Here is a 16,402-nt window from a genome sequence, read left to right as displayed (position 1 = left end):
GAAGCCGCGGATGGCGGCGTTCACGGTTTCGGACGAGGTCACGTTGATGGCCGGGTAGGCGAACTCGTTCGCCTTGGCCCGGTCCAGCATCTCCGCGTAGACCTCGGGGGTCGCGATGGGCATCGGTCAGGTCCTCTCGATCTCCGGCGTGGGAACCCGTCGAACATAGCGTGACGGCCGGTGCGCGCCGGGCCGCCGTGACCCATCGCTGGGGTTTTCCCCAGTGGGGGACGCGGTACAACGGGTCGGCTCGGCGGCCGGCGACGACGAAGTCGCGCCCGCCGGGTGCGTGTGGTGTCGACGACGACCTTCCCGTAACCGAATCCCAGGGTGCGCCGAAGTCGCGGGCACCCGCCGCCGAGGAGTGAAATGACTGCCATCGTCCAAGTCACGGGCCGGGAGATCCTGGACAGCCGGGGCAATCCGACCGTCGAGGTCGACGTCGAGCTGGCCGACGGCTCGTTCGGGCGCGCGGCGGTGCCCTCGGGCGCGTCGACGGGCACCCGGGAAGCGGTCGAGCTGCGCGACGGCGACCCGCACCGGTACCTGGGCAAGGGCGTCACCGGCGCGGTCGCGGCCGTGAACGGCGAGCTCTCCGACGCGGTCATCGGCCTCGACGCCGACGACCAGGCCGCCGTCGACCGCGCGATGATCAAGCTCGACGGCACGGCGAACAAGGCCCGCCTCGGCGCGAACGCCATCCTCGGCGTCTCGCTGGCCGCCGCGAAGGCGGCCGCCCAGACCCACGTGCTGCCGCTCTACCGCCACCTCGGCGGCGCCGACGCGCACCTGCTGCCGACGCCGATGATGAACATCGTCAACGGCGGCGCCCACGCCGACAACGGGATCGACTACCAGGAGTTCATGATCGCCCCGGTCGGCGCGACGAACTTCGCCGACGCCGTCCGGATCGGCTCGGAGATCTTCCATACGCTGCGCAAGATCCTCCGCGACGCCGGGCACAACACCAACGTCGGCGACGAGGGCGGCTTCGCCCCGCAGCTCGGCTCGGCCGACGAGGCGCTCGACTTCGTGGTCCGCGCCGTCGAGAAGGCCGGCTATGTGGCGGGTGACGACGTCGTGCTGATGCTCGACCTCGCGGCGTCGGAGTTCTACGAGGAGGGCGCCTACCACTACCGCGGCGAAGGGCGGAAGCGCTCGGCCGAGGAGCACGTCGACTACCTGGCCGGGCTCGTCGACCGGTACCCGATCGCGTCGATCGAAGACGCCATGGCCCAGGACGACATCGCCGGCTGGCAGCTCGTCACGCGCGCGCTGGGGGAGCGGTGCCAGCTCGTCGGCGACGACGTCTTCTGCACCAACGTGGAGCTGCTGAAGCACGGCATCGACAACGGCGTCGGCAACGCGATCCTGGTGAAGGTCAACCAGATCGGCACGCTCACCGAGACGCTGGAGGCTGTCGAGGTCGCCTACCAGGCCGGGTACGGCGTCGTGCTCTCGCACCGGTCCGGCGAGACCGAGGACACCACCATCGCGGACCTCGCGGTCGCCGTCGACTGCGGCCAGATCAAGACGGGTTCGCTCTCCCGCGCCGACCGCACGGCCAAGTACAACCAGCTGCTGCGGATCGAAGAAGACCTCGGCAGCACCGCCGTGTACGCGGGCCGGCACCCGCTGACCCGGAAGGCGCGCTGAGGAAAGACCGCGGAGGCCTGGCGCGAGTCAGGCCTCCGCGGTTTCCGCCCGGACCACGTTCACGAGCGCGAGGTGGCGGAGCCCGGCGAAGAGCCGTTCCCCGAGCAGGGTGGTGATCAACGCCGTCTCGGCCGGCCGGCGGGCGGGGCCGACGTCCGCGATCAGGCCGGCGTCGACCTCGGCAGTCGCCCGGGCCAGCGCGGCGTAGTCGGCGAGCTTGCCGGTGACGGCGCTGTGGCCGAGGGCGTGGAACGTGGCCAGGACGGTCACGAGGTTCGCGATGCTGGGATCGGCGGCGTCCACGGTGCCGCCGAGTTGGACACTGTGCTCGCCCAGCAGGGCCCGGACCCGGTCCAGCGCCCACGCGCGGGCGGCCTCGCCGGTCGGGCGCGTGCTGACCCGGCCGTCCTGGGCGACGCCCAGCACGACGGGGGAGGCGTGGCCGGAGTCGAGCGCGGCCAGCACGGCGGCCACTTCGGCCAGCGAAAGGCCGCCGATCTCGCGGAGCGCGCAGACGAGCCGCAGCCGCCGGAGGTGCTCGTCGGAGTACTGCGCCTGGTTCGGCCCGATCCGGCGCCCCGCGGGCAGCAGGCCCTCACGCAGGTAGTACTTGACGGTCGCGACCGGCACCCCCGACTCCGTGCTCAGCTCAGCCATCCGCATGTGCCGGTACCCCTTCTCCGTCTCCCTGCCCGCGCACGGGAGACCCAGTGGATCGTGGACTCTCGGCGACTGCCCAGCACCGGGCGGAAAATCTAGTGCGATGCGCACACCTCGCCACCCGTCCGGCCGGTACTGGACAAATCCTTGAACCCGATCGGCGAGACTCGGGCCAGGAGCTTGCCGGCGACGAAGGGGCGGGCCATGGCCACCATCTGCGGGACCGACGCCGCGTACACCCTCGACGAGCTCGAGGCGGACGCCGCGGGGATCGCGGCCGAACTCACCGCGCGGGGTCTCGGGCGCGGCGATCGCGTGCTGCTCAAGGCGGACAACTCGATCGGCTACGTCACGGCGGTGCTGGCCCTGGTCCACCTCGGCGCGTCGATCGTGCTGATCGACCACCGGGACAGCCCGGCGGCCACCCACGACGTCCTCAGCCGTGCGAAGGTCAAGGCGTGCCTGGTGGACGACGCCGCCGCGACGGCGAGCGTCGCCCCGGTCTCGGCGATCCTGCTGCCGGAGCTGGCCGCGGCCTCCCGGCCGATGCCGGGCGGTATCGACGCCGGTGCGTGGGCCGCGTTGCCCGACGGCCTGCTCATGTCGTCGTCGGGGTCGACCGGGCGGCCGAAGGTGGTCGTGAAGTCCGGCGCCGTGTTCCTCGCCAACCTCCGGCGCACCGCGGAGACCCTCGGCTACACGCGTTCCGACGTCCTCGCGCCGTTCCTGCCGTTCTCCCACCAGTACGGCCTGTCGATCGTGCTGCTCGCCTGGCTCGTGCGCTGCTCGCTGGTGGTCGTGCCCTACCGCCGGCTCGACCACGCGCTCGGCCTGGCCGGCCTGCGCGGTGCGACCGTGCTCGACGCCGCGCCCTCGACCTACCGCAGCATGCTGAACATCACGCGGCAGCGGCCGTTCCTGCGGGCCGCGCTGCAGCGGGCGCGGATGCTGTGCGTCGGCGCGGCGCCGCTGAACCACCGGCTGGTCGCGGAGTACCGCGCGGAGTTCGGGAAGCCCCTGCTGGACGGCTACGGCAGCACGGAGCTCGGCAACATCTCCTTCGCCGTGCCCGGCAACCCGGTCGCCACCGGCCGCCCGGTCCGCGGGGTGGACGTCCGCGTCGTCGACGACTCCGACGTCACGGTCGCGCCCGGCGAGGTCGGCGAGCTGCTCGTGCGCACCCCCGACCTGCCGACCGGGGTGCTGGACGACGCCGGCGAGGTGTCGCCGGAGCCGGGGGGCTGGTTCCGCACCGGCGACTTCGGCCTGCTCGACGGCGCCGGCAACCTCCACGTCCTCGGCCGCAAGCGCGCGGTCCACCGGATGGGCTACACGCTGTACCCGGACATGATCGAGGCGCGCGTCGCGGAGGCGGGCTGCTGCGCGAAGGTGGTCGCGGTCCCGGACGAGCGCCACGGCAGCCGCCTGGTCGCCTTCGTCGAGGACGAGGCCGGCCACGCTCCGGCGTACTGGCGCGAGCGGATGGCCCGGATCCTGCCGCCGTACGAGGTCCCCAACCGGGTGGTCGTGGTCGACAGCTTCCCGCTGAACCGCAACGGCAAACCGGACGGCCGCCGCCTGGAAGAACTCGCGGCCACCGCCTAGCGCGAGCACCGGGAAAGCCCGCCTGGGTGGTCTGCCGCAGCTTGTCGTGAGTGGTTAGGGCGGTTAGAACCGCCCTAACCACTCACGACAAGCCGCGCCGTCGCAGGGCTGCGGGGTCGAAGCCGAACTCCGTGAGCACCGCGTCCGTGTGTTCGCTCAGCGCCGGGATCGGGTCGAGGCGCGGCGGTCGCGGCGGCGGGGTGCCACCGAAACCCGTGTAGTAGAGCGGGAAGCCCATCCACTCGATCAGCGCGTCGAACAGGCTCACCTCCAGCTCGGTGCCCTGGCCGGTGCGTTCGCGGTGGAACAACGCCGACAGGATGCCGGAGTAGGCGTACATCCCGGCCCCGATGTCGGCCGCCGGGATGCCGCTCTTCGCCGGCTCGTCGGCCGTGCCGGTCACCGACACCAGCCCGGCTTCGGACTGGATCAGCAGGTCGTACGCCTTCGCGTCGCGGTACGGGCCGGTCGAGCCGTACCCCGAGATCGTGCACGTGATCAGCCCCGGCCGCGTCGCCCGCAGCGCGGCGGCGCCGAGCCCGAGCCGCTCGGCGACGCCGGGGGCGAAGTTCTGCACGAAGACGTCGGCGCCGTCGATCAGCCGGCCCATCACCTCGGGCGCGGTCTCGTGCTTCAGGTCGAGCGTGACGCTCTCCTTCGACCGGTTCAGCCAGACGAAGTGGCTCGAAAGCCCGCGGACGGTCTCGTCGTAGGCCCGCGCGAAGTCGCCGCTGCCCGGCCGCTCGATCTTGAGCACCCGCGCGCCGAGGTCGGCCAGGTGCCGCGTGGCCAGCGGCGCCGCGACCGCTTGCTCCAGGAGACGACGGTGACGCCGGCGAGCGGGAGGGAAGCCGGGGAAGACACCGCCGCATCCTGTCACCTCACCCGGACGCGGGCGGGGTGACCGGATCCCGAGGTCCGGCCAGTAAGGTGACCGGAGGGTTTCGGCCCTGTTCGGTGACGTCCGCGACGGCGGCGTCCCGAGCGCCGGTACGCGAGCGCAAGGCGGTGCGACCCACCGCCCGGCACCGCGCCGGAAACCCCCGCATCGCTGCTGAGACTGGAGATCCGTGGCCCTACGCAGCGGCCTCCGGGCCTTGCCCGGGACAGAACTGGCCGGCCGGGAGTGGGAGGTCCGGCTGCTCGCGGACCGGGCCCGGGCCGCCGCCGTCGGCGCGGGGCAGGCCGTCCTGCTGCGCGGGCCCGCGGGGATCGGGAAGACCAAGCTGCTCGCCGCCGCGCTCGACGAGCTCGACGGGATCGCCGCCACCGTGCTCACGGTGGCCTGCCCGGACAGCGGGGTCGCGGCCTACGAAGCCGTCCGGGCGCTGTTCGAGCCGCTGCAGCCGGCCGGCGCCGCCGCGGCCGACCTGCTCACCGGCAGCGCCCGGCTGGCGCTGCCGGCCCTCGTGCCCGCGCTCGGCGAGGGCCAGGGCAGCGCCGACACCTACTCCGTGATGCACGGCCTGCACTGGCTCACCGCCGGCCTGGCCGCCCGCGGTCTCGTGGTGCTCGCGCTCGACGACGTCCAGTGGTGCGACGAGACGTCCCTGCGGTGGCTGGGGTTCCTGCTGCGCCGCGCGGAAGACCTGCCGCTGCTGGTGCTGATGACCCAGCGGACCGGGCCGGACGAGCCCGTCCCGGAGGTGCTCGGCGAGATCGGCGCGACCTTGAGCTGCCTGACGGTCGACCTGGCGCCGCTGTCCCCGGACGCCGTCGCCGACGTCCTGGAGTCGGCGTTCGGCGCGGCGCCGGACCCGGTCTTCGCCGCCCGCGTCCTCGATCTCACCGGCGGGAACCCCTTCCTGCTCGACCGGGTCGTCAGCCGGGTCCGGGACGACGGGGCACCGGGCGCCGAGCGCGTCGCGCTGCTCGACCGGATCGGCCGCGAGGTCGTGGCGCGGCCGCTGCTGGACCGGCTGCCGGAAGGCGCGTTCGCCGTGGCGCGCGCGATCGCCGTGCTGAGCGGCGAAGACCTGGAGACGATCGCCGCGCTCGCCGGGACCCAGCCCGGCCCGGCGAGCGGCGCCGTGCGGGCCCTGCGCGCCGGGGAGCTGCTGGCGCCGGACCGGCTGGACTACGCGCACGACCTGATCCGCACCGCGGTGCTGGACTCCGTGCCGCCCGCCGAGCTGGCCCGGCTGCGGGAACGCGCGGCCGTGCTGCTCAACGACCGCGGCCGGCCCGCCGAGGAGGTCGCCGTCCACCTGCTGCTGCTCGACTCGGTGCCGCAGCCGTGGATGGTGAACGTGCTGCGCGACGCCGCCGTCTCGGCCGAGGGCCGGGGCGCGCCCGCGGCCGCCGCCCGGTACCTGACCCGCGCGCTGCGGGCCGGCGAGGACGACGTCGCCGTGCTGGTGCACCTGTCGCGGGTGCAGGGGCAGCTGGACCCGGCGTCCTCCCTGCGGCACCTGGAGCGGGTGCTGGGGCTGGTGACCGATCCGCGCCGCCGGGTGCCGGTCGTCATGCAGTACACGATGATCTCCCTGGCCGCGCAGAACTCCCAGCGGGCGTACGCGCTGGGCGAAGAGGCGCTGGACGCCCTGGTCGCGGCCGGCGGCCCGGACCCGTCGCCCGCCGACCGGGCCCTGCGGATGCTGCTCGAGTCCGCGCTGCTGCTCTCGGGCCTCGACGAGAAGTCCGGCGTGCCCCGGGTCAGCGCGCGGCTGCGCGACGTCACGCCGCCGCCCGGCGACACCGCCGAGGAACGCCAGCTGCTCGGCATGCTCTCGTCGCTGGGCACGCTGCAGGGCCGGCCAGCGGCCGAGGTGGCCGACCAGGCGAGCCGGGTCCTGCTGATCGGCGACGTCGCCCCCGGCGGCTGGGCCGTGCTGGGCGCCGTCCTCTCGCTCTACCTCGGCGACCACGGCGAGCCGGCGCTGACCGCGATCAACGAGCTGCTGAACCACGCCCAGAGCCGCGGCGAGGCGTGGACCTACGCCCTCGGCGCGAGCACCCGCGCGCTGATGCACGAGTTCACCGGGAACCTCGCGGAAGGGCTGTCGGACGCGCAGTACTCGTTCGACGTCGTCACGCAGGAGCGGTGGGCCCCCGGTGTCTCCATGCCGCAGGCGGCGCTCGGCGCGATGCTGGTCCGGCAGGGGGACCCGGTCCGCGCCGAGGAGGTGCTGGACACCGTGACCCGGCCGCGGCTGTCGGAGTTCACCCTGGAGTACCACTGGTTCCTGATGGCCCGGGCCCGGGCCCGGGCGGCGCAGGGCGACGTAGAAGGCGCGCTGACGGTGCTGCGCACTTGCGGGGACAGCCTGCGCGGCAGCGGCATCGGCAACCCGGTGCTGGCGCCGTGGTGGTACGACTCGGCCGAGCTGCTGGCGGGCCTCGGCCGGGTGGCCGAGGGCACGGCCGTGCTCGACGAGGTCGAGCCGGCGGTCCGCCGCTGGGGCACCACGCGGGCCCTCGGCATGCTGGAGACCGGCCGCGGTGTGCTGGCCGACGGCGACGCCGCGATCGAGCGGCTGTCGGCGGCCGCCGACGTGCTGGCCGGCTCGCCCGCCAAGCTGGAGCTCGCGAAGGCCGAGTACCTGCTGGGCCGCCGGCTGCTGCGCCGGGGCGACACCGAGGGCGCGCGGGAACGGCTGCGCCGCTCGATCGACCTGTCCGTGCTCAGCCGGGACAAGCAGCAGCTCGGGCTGGCGCTGCCGGCGCTGACCGAGGCGGGCGGGCGGATGCGCAGCGGGACCGACTCGCCGGCGGACGCGCTGAGCGGCAGCGAGCGGCGGGTCGCCGAGCGGGCCGCGACCGGCGCGACCAACCGCGAGATCGCCGAGTCGCTGTTCCTCACCCAGCGCACCGTCGAGGTGCACCTGACCAGCGTCTACCGCAAGCTCGGCATCAAGGGGCGGGCGGATCTCGCGGAGGCCCTGCGCACCTGGTGAGCCGCGGTAGCCCTTACCCGCCGTCACGCATTGCCCGCTTGTGCCACCCGGAATGGCCAAGGGGGACGGAAATGCCCGTCCGGCGGCCACGGCGTCGGCGGATGCCGTAGTGCGGAGCTAGCCTCCCAGGTGGATCCGCCAGTCCGAGCGCCCGTCGTCGCGCCGAGGGAGGTCGTCCGTGCCGTACCACCGGCCACTGTCCGTGATCAATTCCGGACACCACCGCCCGGCCGGGCGGTTGATCGGCCGGGAGCGCCAGCTCGCCCTGCTCGACGACCTCGTCGACGGCCTCTTCGCGGGCCGTCCCGCCCGGGCCGGCGTCTCGGGTGCCGCCGGGACCGGCCGCACGGCCCTGCTGCGCCACGTGCTCGCCACCGCCCGCGAGCGCGGCGCCGTCGCCGGCCTGGCGTCGTGCTCGCCGGTGGAGACCGGGATCCCGTTCAGCACCGCGTCGCAGCTGGTCGCCGCCCTGCACTCGCCGGCGCGGTTCGCGGACCTGGCGACCGAGTGCTTCGCCGGCCCCTGCGCCGCCACCGTGCCACTGCTGTGCGACGTGTTCGCCGAGCCGGCCGCCGACGGGCCGCTGGTGCTGGCGATCGACGACCTCCAGTGGGCGGACGCCTGGTCGTTGCGGTGCTTCGCGGCGATGGCCGCCCGGCCCGGCCCGATCCTGCTGGTCGCGGCCGCGCACGGCCCGCTCTCGCGCTACCTCGGCGACGGCCCGGACACCCAGCTGGACCTGCCGCCGCTGAGCGAGGCGGAGACCGCGGCGTTGCTGCGGGAGATCCCGGGGGCTCCGGGCGGGGCGGCGTTCACCACGGCGGCGCTGAGCATCGCGGCCGGCCGGCCCGCGGTGCTGCGCGAGATCGTGACGCGCTGGAGCACCGACGGGCGCCCGCCCGAGCCCGAGCAGGTACCCCACCTGGTGCGGATCGGGCGCGCGGTGACGTCGGCGCGTGCCGCCCGCGTCCGGCGTGGCCTGCCGCCGGACGGGCTGGCGCTGCTGCGGGCGATGTCGGTGCCCACATCGGACGTCGTGCTCGCGGGCCGGCTGGCCGGCTTGCCGGAGACCGCGGTCGCCGGTGCGCTGGAACCGCTCGTGGCGAGCGGCCTGGTGGCGGCCGGGCGGCCCGCCGAACCGCACCTGGCGGCGGAAGTGCTGGCGGAGCTGGACGCCGACGCCCGCGGCGACCTGCACCGGCGGGCGGCGGAACTGGCGCACGGCACCGGAGCCGGTGCGACGGTGGCGGCCGATCTGCTCTGCGCGGCGCCGGCGGTGGGGGAGCCGTGGGCGCGGACGGTCCTGGTGGAGGCGGCGGAGCAGTGGTTCCTGCAGGGCCGCACGTCGGCGGCGGCCGACGCGCTGCGCCGGGTGCTGCTGGAGCCCCTGGAACCGGCGGAGCGTGCGGCGTTGCTGCTGCGCCTGGCGTCGATGGAGGTGACGCGGGACCCCGAGGCGGCGGACGGGCGGCTGCGCCGGATTCTGGCCGAACCCGAACTGAGCACGTTGCCGGCGGCCGTGACGGCGGCCGACCTCCTCCTGGCCCGCGGCGACGTGGAGACGACCCGGCGCGCGGTGGCGGAGCTACGCGGCCGCGCGTTGGTGTCCACTGTGGAAAGTGACGTGGCGGGCGGGCTCGTCTCGTCCACTGTGGACTCGGACCTGGTCGCCCTCGGCCGGATCGCCGAGGAGGAAGCCGCGGTGGACCCGGTCATGCCCGTCGCGCCGCTCCTCCGGACCACCCGGCCCGGCGGTCCCGCCGAAGCCGGCGCCGAGGCCTGGTGGCTCGCGACCCGGGGCGAGGACCGCCGCCGGGCGCTCGACCTGGCCGAGCAGGCCCTGATCGTGCGTGAGGACGCGCCGCTCATGCCGCGGATCGCCGCCTGCCGGGCCTTGCTGTGCTGCGACGAGCTGGAGTCGGCCGCCGAAGGGCTCACCGCCGTCGCCGCGGCGGCCCGGCGTCGTGACGCCAAGGCCGCGGCCGCGCAGGCGCTGCTGCACCGGGCCGTCGTGAACCTGCGGCGCAACCGGCCCGACGACGCCCTCCACGACCTCACCGCCGCCGGGCGGGAGTTGCCCGTCCGGTGCTGGCACCCCGCGCTCGTCCCGGCCTACCTCGCCGTCGAGATCTCCGCGCACCTCAAGCTGGGCCGGACCGAACGCGCCCGCCGGCTCGCCGCCGAACCGCTCCCGCGCGGCGGCGAGCACACCGCGGGGCAGGCGTTCCTCCTGTACGCGCGGGCGGAGCTGGCTCTGGCCGCCGACGAATTGGAGGCCGCGCTCGCCGCGGCCCGCGAGTGCGGCCGGATCCTGCGGTCCCGGCAGTGGGTCAACCCGATGCTGTGCCCGTGGCGCACGATCGCCGGCTTCGCGTCGCGCAGCCTCGGCGACGGCGCGGCGGCCGCGGCGCTGTCGGCCGAGGAGCTGTCGTTGGCCGGGTACTGGGGTACCGACGGGGCCTTCGATGCCCTGCGGGAACGCGCGGTCGCCGAACTGCGGCGCAGCGTGCCCGCACAGCGGCGGCCGGCCGAGCCGGTGCCCGAACCCGTGCTGCCGCCGGGACGCCGGTTCGAGCCGCGCCGGCCGGAGGTGCTCTCGCCCGCCGAACAGGACGTCGCCGCGCTCGCCGCGCGTGGGCTGCCGAACCGCGAGATCGCCCGGGAGCTCTCGATCGCGCTGCGCACGGTCGAACTGCGGCTGACGAAGGTGTACCGCAAGCTCGGCCTCAAGGGCCGCTCCGCGCTCACCGAGCGCTGGGCGACCTGGACGCTGGGGGACTGACCGGTGCTGCTGGAACGGGACGCGCACCTGTCGGTGCTGGACGAGGCGGTGCGCGACGCCGACGCCGGGAGCGGCGGCCTGCTGCTGATCCACGGCGAGGCCGGGGCCGGCGGCTCGGCGCTGCTGCGGCACCTGGCCCAGCTCGGCGCGGCCCACGGCGCGCGGATCCTGCGGTCGAGCGGGGCGCAGCTCGAACAGGCCTTCCCGCTCGGGGTCGTCCGGCAGCTCGTGCTGCCGATCCTCGCCGACCCGGACGACCCGGCGCTGCCGCCGGTGGCCCGGCAGGTGCTCGGCCCGCTGGCCGACGGCTCGGCCGGTCCGGCGGAGCTGGCGTCCCTGCTGCACGGGTTGCACGCGCTGCTGGCGCGACTGAGCCGGTCCCGCGGCGTGGTCGTGCTCGTCGACGATCTGCACTGGGCGGACGAGCTTTCCTTGCTGGCCCTGGCTTTCCTGGTCGCCCGGCTGTCCGGGATGCGCGTCCTGATCGGCGCGGTCCTGCGCGACGGCGCGGGCGCGCGCACCGCGTTCGTGCCGGAGATCGAGGCCGCCGCCCGCCACCACGTGCGGGCCGAGCCGCTGTCGCTCGCCGCGACCGGGCGGCTGGTCGCCGCGCGCTTCGACGCCGGCCACGACCCGGAGTTCGCGGCGGCCTGCCACGAGCTCACCGGCGGCCGTCCCAAGGACCTGCGCGCCCTGCTGGACCGGGCGTTCTCCCACCGGTTGACGGCGAAGGCCGACGACCGTGCCCGGCTGCGGGCCCTCGGCGCCGACCTCCGCCGCGAACGGCTGCGGGTACTCGTCCGGCGTGATCCGGAGGTCGAGGCCTTCGCCCGGGCCGTGGTCGTGCTGGGGCGGCACGCCGAACCCGCGCTCGTCGCGGCGCTGAGCGGGCTGGCCGACGCCGCCTGCGCCGCGGCGCGCGCCGCGCTGCAGGGCCCCTGGCTCACCGTCGCCGCGGACGGCCGGCTGGTACCCGAGGCCGCGCTGGTGCGGGTGGTCGAAGAGACCGCGTCGGCCGCGGACACCGCCGCCGCCCACCGCACGGCGGCCGGGCTGCTGACCGCGCGGGGCTACCCCGCGGAGGACATCGCCGGGCAGCTGCTGCGCGTGGACACCCTGTGCGGCGGCCCGGAGATCGAGATGCTGCGGGCGGCCGCCGTCGGCGCGCTGCGCCGGGGCGCGCCCGAGTCCGCGGCGCGCTACCTGCGGCGGGCACTGCTCGAACTGCCGCCGGGCAGCGCCGGGCGCGCGCCGCTGCTCGTCGAGCTGGCCGCCGCCGAGCTCGGCCCCGACCCGGCGTCCGCCGTGCGGCACCTGGTCCAGGCCGCGCCGCTGCTGCCGACGGCCCGCGACCGGGCCGCGGCGGTCACCCGGATCCCGTTCACGATCACCGCGCGCGGCCCGCTGGTGACCGAGCTCGTGCGCGCCGTCGCCGGCGAGCTCGGGCCGGCCGCCGCCCTGACCGGGCCCGACCGCGACCTCGCTCTGCGGCTGGAAGCGCACGACTGGTTCGCCGCGCTGGAGGACCCGGCCCGGCTGGCCGCGGCGCCGACCCGGCTGCGCGAGCTGACCGACACCCCGGCGGGCCCCAGGGCGGCCGAACGCGAGCTGCGGGCCGTGCTGCTGCTGGCCGCGACCCTGGCCGGGCGGATCGACGCCGAGGAAGCCGCGCGCCGGGCGACCTGCCTGCTGGACCACGAGCCCGCGCGGTCCGTCCGCGCCGGGGCCATGCTGCGGATCGTGCCGGTGGTCCTGGTCGCGGCGGGCCGCGTCGACGTCGTGACGCCGTGGCTGTCGGCCACCGGCGCGGCGGGCACCGCGGCGACCCGGGTCCTGCTGGACGTGCACCGGGCGCTGGCGTTGCTGGCCCGCGGCCGGGCCGCGGCGGCCGGGGAACCGGCGGGCCGGGCGTTCCGGCTCGCCGAGCCCGCCGGCTACGACGTGCTCGCGCTGCCGGCCACGATCCTCGGCCTGGTCGCGACCGCGACCGGTGACCGGACGCTGACCCGCGCGGTGCTGGACGACCTCCCGGCCGGCGACGGCCTCGCCGTGCTCGCCGTGCAGCGGAGCCTGCGCGGGACGCTGGCCGCCGCCGACGACCCCGGCGCGGCGCTGGCGCAGTTCCTCGACTGCGGGCGCCGGCTCGACCGGGCCGGCTGGCGCAACCCCGCCCTCTACCCGTGGCGCACGTCGGCGGCGCTGCTGGCCCACCGCCTCGGCCGCACCGACGAAGCCGGGCGCCTGGCCGAAGAGCACCACCGCCGCTGCGTCGCGTGGGGCGCACCCGCGACGGTCGGCCGCTCCCTGCGCGTCCTCGCCGCACTGGACGGCGGCCGCGACGGGATCCGGCTGCTGCACGAGGCGGTCGAGCTGCTCGCCCGCTCACCGGACGACCTCGAGGAGGCCAAGGCCCGCGCCGACCTCGCCGAGCGGCTCCGTTCCACGGAACCCGAAGCGGCGCAACGGTTGCTGGCCCGCGCCCAGGCCCTGGCGGAGACCTGCGGCATGGGCCGCCTGCTGACCCGCGAGGCCGGCCCGGTCACCCACACCGAACCGGCCCGCGCGACCGCGGAGCTGACCCGCGGCGAGGCAACGGTGGCGGAACTGGCAGTACGCGGAAGGACGAACTCGGAGATCGCCGAGCAGCTGAGCATCAGCCGCCGAGCGGTCGAGAAGCACCTGACGAGCTCCTACCGCAAACTCAAGATCGACGGCCGCCCGGACCTGGCGGGCGCCCTGGGCGGCCGTACTGCGGGGGAGTGACCCCGCGGTACCCGGAAAGGTGGGGAAACGCACAGCCGGCGGCGGCCCTGACCGCAGTTTCCAGTGCCCGCGCGCCGGAAGTTGTTCGCGGAGCCCCGGACGCGGGTCCGGTGACCGGTGGCCCACCCGCCGCCGAGCGGGCCGCCCACGGTCCAGCGGGTGATCGCGTCCGGCTTCCCGCGTCGCGGAATGATAGGAATGGCCGGTGACCGAACCGAACCTGATCGAAGCCGCCGCGGCCGAGGCCGTCACGCTGACCAGCGAGCTGATCCGCATCGACACCACCAACACCGGCGACCCCGAGACCCTGGTCGGCGAGCGGGCGGCGGCCGAGTACGTCGCGGAGAAGCTGACCGACGCCGGCTACGAGATCACCTACGTCGAGTCGGGCGGCAAGAACCGGCACAACGTGATCGTGCGGCTCGAAGGCGCCGACCGGTCCCGGGGCGGGCTGCTGATCCACGGCCACCTCGACGTCGTGCCGGCCGATCCGTCCGAGTGGTCGGTCCACCCGTTCTCCGGCGCGATCCAGGACGACTACGTCTGGGGCCGCGGCGCGGTCGACATGAAGGACATGTGCGGGATGGCGCTCGCGCTGGCCCGGCACTACAAGATGCACAACGTCGTGCCGCCGCGCGACCTGGTCTTCGCGTTCCTCGCCGACGAAGAGGCGGGCGGCAAGTACGGCGCCCAGTGGCTGGTCGAGAACCGGCCCGAGCTGTTCGGGGGCGTCACCGAGGCGATCAGCGAGGTCGGCGGCTTCTCGATCACGCTGAAGGACGACGTCCGCGCGTACCTGATCGAGACGGCGGAGAAGGGCATCCGCTGGATGAAGCTGCGCGTGCGCGGCACCGCCGGGCACGGCTCGATGATCCACCGCGACAACGCCGTGACGAAGCTGGCCGAAGCCGTCGCGAAGCTCGGCAACCACCGCTTCCCGCTGGTGCTCACCGATTCCGTGAAGGAGTTCCTCGCCGGGGTCACCGAGATCACCGGCTGGGACTTCCCGGAGGACGACCTGGAGGGCTCGGTCGCCAAGCTGGGCAACATCTCCCGGATGATCGGCGCGACCCTGCGCGACACGGCCAACCCGACGATGCTCACCGCCGGCTACAAGTCGAACGTCATCCCGTCGGTGGCCGAGGCGTCGGTGGACTGCCGGATCCTGCCCGGCCGCCTCGAGGCGTTCGACCGCGAGCTCGACGAGCTGCTCGGCCCGGACATCGAGAAGGAGTGGATGGAGCTCCCGCCGGTCGAGACGACCTTCGACGGCGCGCTCGTCGACGCGATGACCGCGGCGATCCTGGCCGAGGACCCGGGCGCGAAGACGTTGCCGTACATGCTTTCCGGCGGCACCGACGCGAAGTCCTTCCAGGACCTCGGTATCCGCAACTTCGGCTTCGCGCCGCTCAAGCTGCCCGCGGACCTCGACTTCTCGGCCCTGTTCCACGGCGTCGACGAGCGTGTCCCGGTCGAGGCGCTCAAGTTCGGCACCCGCGTGCTGGACCGGTTCCTGCGCACGTCCTGATGACCGGCTTCGCGCTCGCCGACGGCACGCCCCTGGCGGTCGTCCGCCGGGGCGACCCGGACGCGCCGGTCGCGGTGGTGTTCGTCCACGGCTACGCGCTCGACCAGCGCAGCTGGGACCGGATCGCGCCGCTGGTGCCGGACGCGGCCGCGGGGCCGGTGGCCGTGCTGACCTACGACCAGCGCGGCCACGGCGGGTCCGGGCGGGCGCGCCGCGGGACGGCGACCATGGCGCAGCTCGGCGACGACCTCGCCGAGCTGCTGGAGCGCGAGGTGCCGGCCGGGCGGGTGGTGCTGGTCGGGCACGACATGGGCGGGCTGGCGATCATGTCGCTGTCCCAGCGGCACCCGGAGCTGTTCCGCGCCCGGGTGTCCGGGCTGGCGCTGCTCGCGACGTCGTCGGGCACGCTGGCGACGGAGGTCTCGGCGACCTGGCCGAACGCGCTGGGCAAGCTGGCCCGCGACCTCGAAGCGGTGCTCGGCTCGAAGCTGTTCGGCGTGGTGCACGAGCGCACGAGCCGCGCGGTGAGCGCCGGGCTGCGGTGGTGGCTCTTCGGCGACGACCCCGAGCCGGACCTGGTCGAGCTGACCGTGAAGATGATCCGCGGCAACTGGCCGCACACCGTCTCCCTGTTCCGCCCGGCCCTGGACGCCTACGCGCGCGACGCGGCGTTGACGCAGGTCAGCGGCTTGCCGGTGACGGCGATCGTGGGGGAGCGGGACCGCATCGTCCGGGCCGCCGACGTCGAGCAGTGGGCCGGCGGCCTCGACGACGGGACGGCCGTGGTGCTGCCGGGTGTCGGGCACGTCGTGCCGCTGGAGGCCGCACCGCAGGTGCTGCCCCGGATCCTCGCCCTGGTGAACGCGAGCTACCGACAAGACGAGAGTTCTTGACAACTCTTCTGTTCGGCTGGATGCTGGGCGCATGTTCTCCGTGGCGGTGATCGAAGACCCGGCGGCGGCCGAGGTGTCGCTGGACCCCATCCGGGCCCGGCTGCTGGCCGAGCTGGCGGAACCGGCGTCCGCGACGATGCTGGCCGGGCGGGTCGACCTGCCGCGTCAGAAGGTCAACTACCACCTGCGGGCGCTGGAGGCGCACGGCCTGGTGGAGCTGGTCGAGGAGCGCCGGAAGGGCAACGTCACCGAGCGGATGATGCGGGCGACGGCGTCCTCGTACGTCATCTCGCCGGCGGCCCTGGCCGCGGTGCAGCCGGACCCGGCCCGGTCGCCGGACCGGCTTTCGGCCCGCTGGCTGCTCGCGGTGGCCGGCCGGCTGGTGCGCGACGTCGGCGTGCTCATCACCGGCGCGACCAGGGCGAACCAGCGGGTAGCCACCTTCGCGCTCGACGGCGAGGTGCGGTTCGCCTCAGCGGCCGACCGGGCCGCGTTCGCCGAGGAGCTGGCCACGGCGGTCACCACGCTGGTGGGGAAGTACCACGACGAGACGGCCGAGAAGGGCCGCAAGCACCGGGTGATCGTCGCCGTGCACCCGAGCGTTCCGGAGAGATCCTGA

General features: G+C 75.1%; 10 protein-coding genes and 1 pseudogene. 8 read left to right on the top strand and 3 right to left on the bottom strand.

Annotated features, from left to right (window positions below; all coding sequences use genetic code 11):
* A partial coding sequence (locus ACLJQZ_RS24945; RefSeq protein ID WP_410622291.1) for a class II fructose-bisphosphate aldolase occupies positions 1 to 123 on the bottom strand: 123 nt, incomplete at its 3' end.
* A gap of 246 nt (positions 124 to 369) precedes the next feature.
* Between ACLJQZ_RS24945 and eno the strand changes: the two genes are divergently transcribed.
* Positions 370 to 1,656, top strand: coding sequence for a phosphopyruvate hydratase (eno, locus tag ACLJQZ_RS24940; protein WP_410622278.1), 1,287 nt, complete (start codon positions 370 to 372; stop codon positions 1,654 to 1,656).
* Between the two features lie 27 nt (positions 1,657 to 1,683).
* Here the strand turns inward: eno and ACLJQZ_RS24935 are convergent, their stop codons facing one another.
* A complete protein-coding gene (locus ACLJQZ_RS24935) occupies positions 1,684 to 2,319 on the bottom strand; it encodes a MerR family transcriptional regulator (RefSeq protein WP_247051702.1) in 636 nt (211 codons plus the stop codon).
* Positions 2,320 to 2,520: 201 nt separating this feature from the next.
* On the opposite strand from ACLJQZ_RS24935, the gene ACLJQZ_RS24930 reads away from it, so the two are divergent.
* Positions 2,521 to 3,921 (top strand): class I adenylate-forming enzyme family protein, encoded by a 1,401-nt coding sequence (locus tag ACLJQZ_RS24930; protein ID WP_410622277.1) that lies wholly within the window; start codon positions 2,521 to 2,523, stop codon positions 3,919 to 3,921.
* 187 nt (positions 3,922 to 4,108) lie between these two features.
* On the opposite strand, the pseudogene ACLJQZ_RS24925 reads toward ACLJQZ_RS24930, so the two are convergent.
* Positions 4,109 to 4,785, bottom strand: a pseudogene (locus tag ACLJQZ_RS24925) (CaiB/BaiF CoA transferase family protein); the annotation flags it as partial.
* Positions 4,786 to 5,018: 233 nt separating this feature from the next.
* Here ACLJQZ_RS24925 and ACLJQZ_RS24920 point away from each other — a divergent pair.
* The 6 genes from ACLJQZ_RS24920 (at position 5,019) to ACLJQZ_RS24895 (ending at position 16,402) form a co-directional block, all read left to right on the top strand.
* Positions 5,019 to 7,817, top strand: coding sequence for an AAA family ATPase (locus ACLJQZ_RS24920; protein WP_410622276.1), 2,799 nt, complete (start codon positions 5,019 to 5,021; stop codon positions 7,815 to 7,817).
* 178 nt (positions 7,818 to 7,995) lie between these two features.
* Positions 7,996 to 10,599 carry an AAA family ATPase gene (locus tag ACLJQZ_RS24915; protein WP_410622275.1) on the top strand — a complete coding sequence of 868 codons (2,604 nt, stop codon included), beginning with the start codon at positions 7,996 to 7,998 and terminating at the stop codon, positions 10,597 to 10,599.
* A gap of 3 nt (positions 10,600 to 10,602) precedes the next feature.
* Positions 10,603 to 13,362 (top strand): AAA family ATPase, encoded by a 2,760-nt coding sequence (locus ACLJQZ_RS24910; protein WP_410622274.1) that lies wholly within the window; start codon positions 10,603 to 10,605, stop codon positions 13,360 to 13,362.
* A gap of 205 nt (positions 13,363 to 13,567) precedes the next feature.
* The gene (locus tag ACLJQZ_RS24905) at positions 13,568 to 14,890 is read left to right on the top strand and encodes a M20/M25/M40 family metallo-hydrolase (RefSeq protein WP_410622273.1); all 1,323 of its coding nucleotides are present in this window, start codon (positions 13,568 to 13,570) and stop codon (positions 14,888 to 14,890) included.
* Complete coding sequence (locus tag ACLJQZ_RS24900) at positions 14,890 to 15,783, top strand: alpha/beta fold hydrolase (protein ID WP_410622272.1); 894 nt, start codon at positions 14,890 to 14,892, stop codon at positions 15,781 to 15,783. The genes ACLJQZ_RS24905 and ACLJQZ_RS24900 overlap by 1 nt, the downstream gene beginning before the upstream one ends.
* A 31-nt stretch (positions 15,784 to 15,814) precedes the next feature.
* Positions 15,815 to 16,402, top strand: coding sequence for an ArsR/SmtB family transcription factor (locus tag ACLJQZ_RS24895; RefSeq protein WP_410622271.1), 588 nt, complete (start codon positions 15,815 to 15,817; stop codon positions 16,400 to 16,402).

Source organism: Amycolatopsis sp. cmx-8-4 (assembly GCF_046548675.1).
Lineage (GTDB): Bacteria > Actinomycetota > Actinomycetes > Mycobacteriales > Pseudonocardiaceae > Amycolatopsis.
The sequence above is the reverse complement of the archived record's forward strand: the minus strand, read 5'-3'. Positions and strand labels throughout refer to the sequence as shown.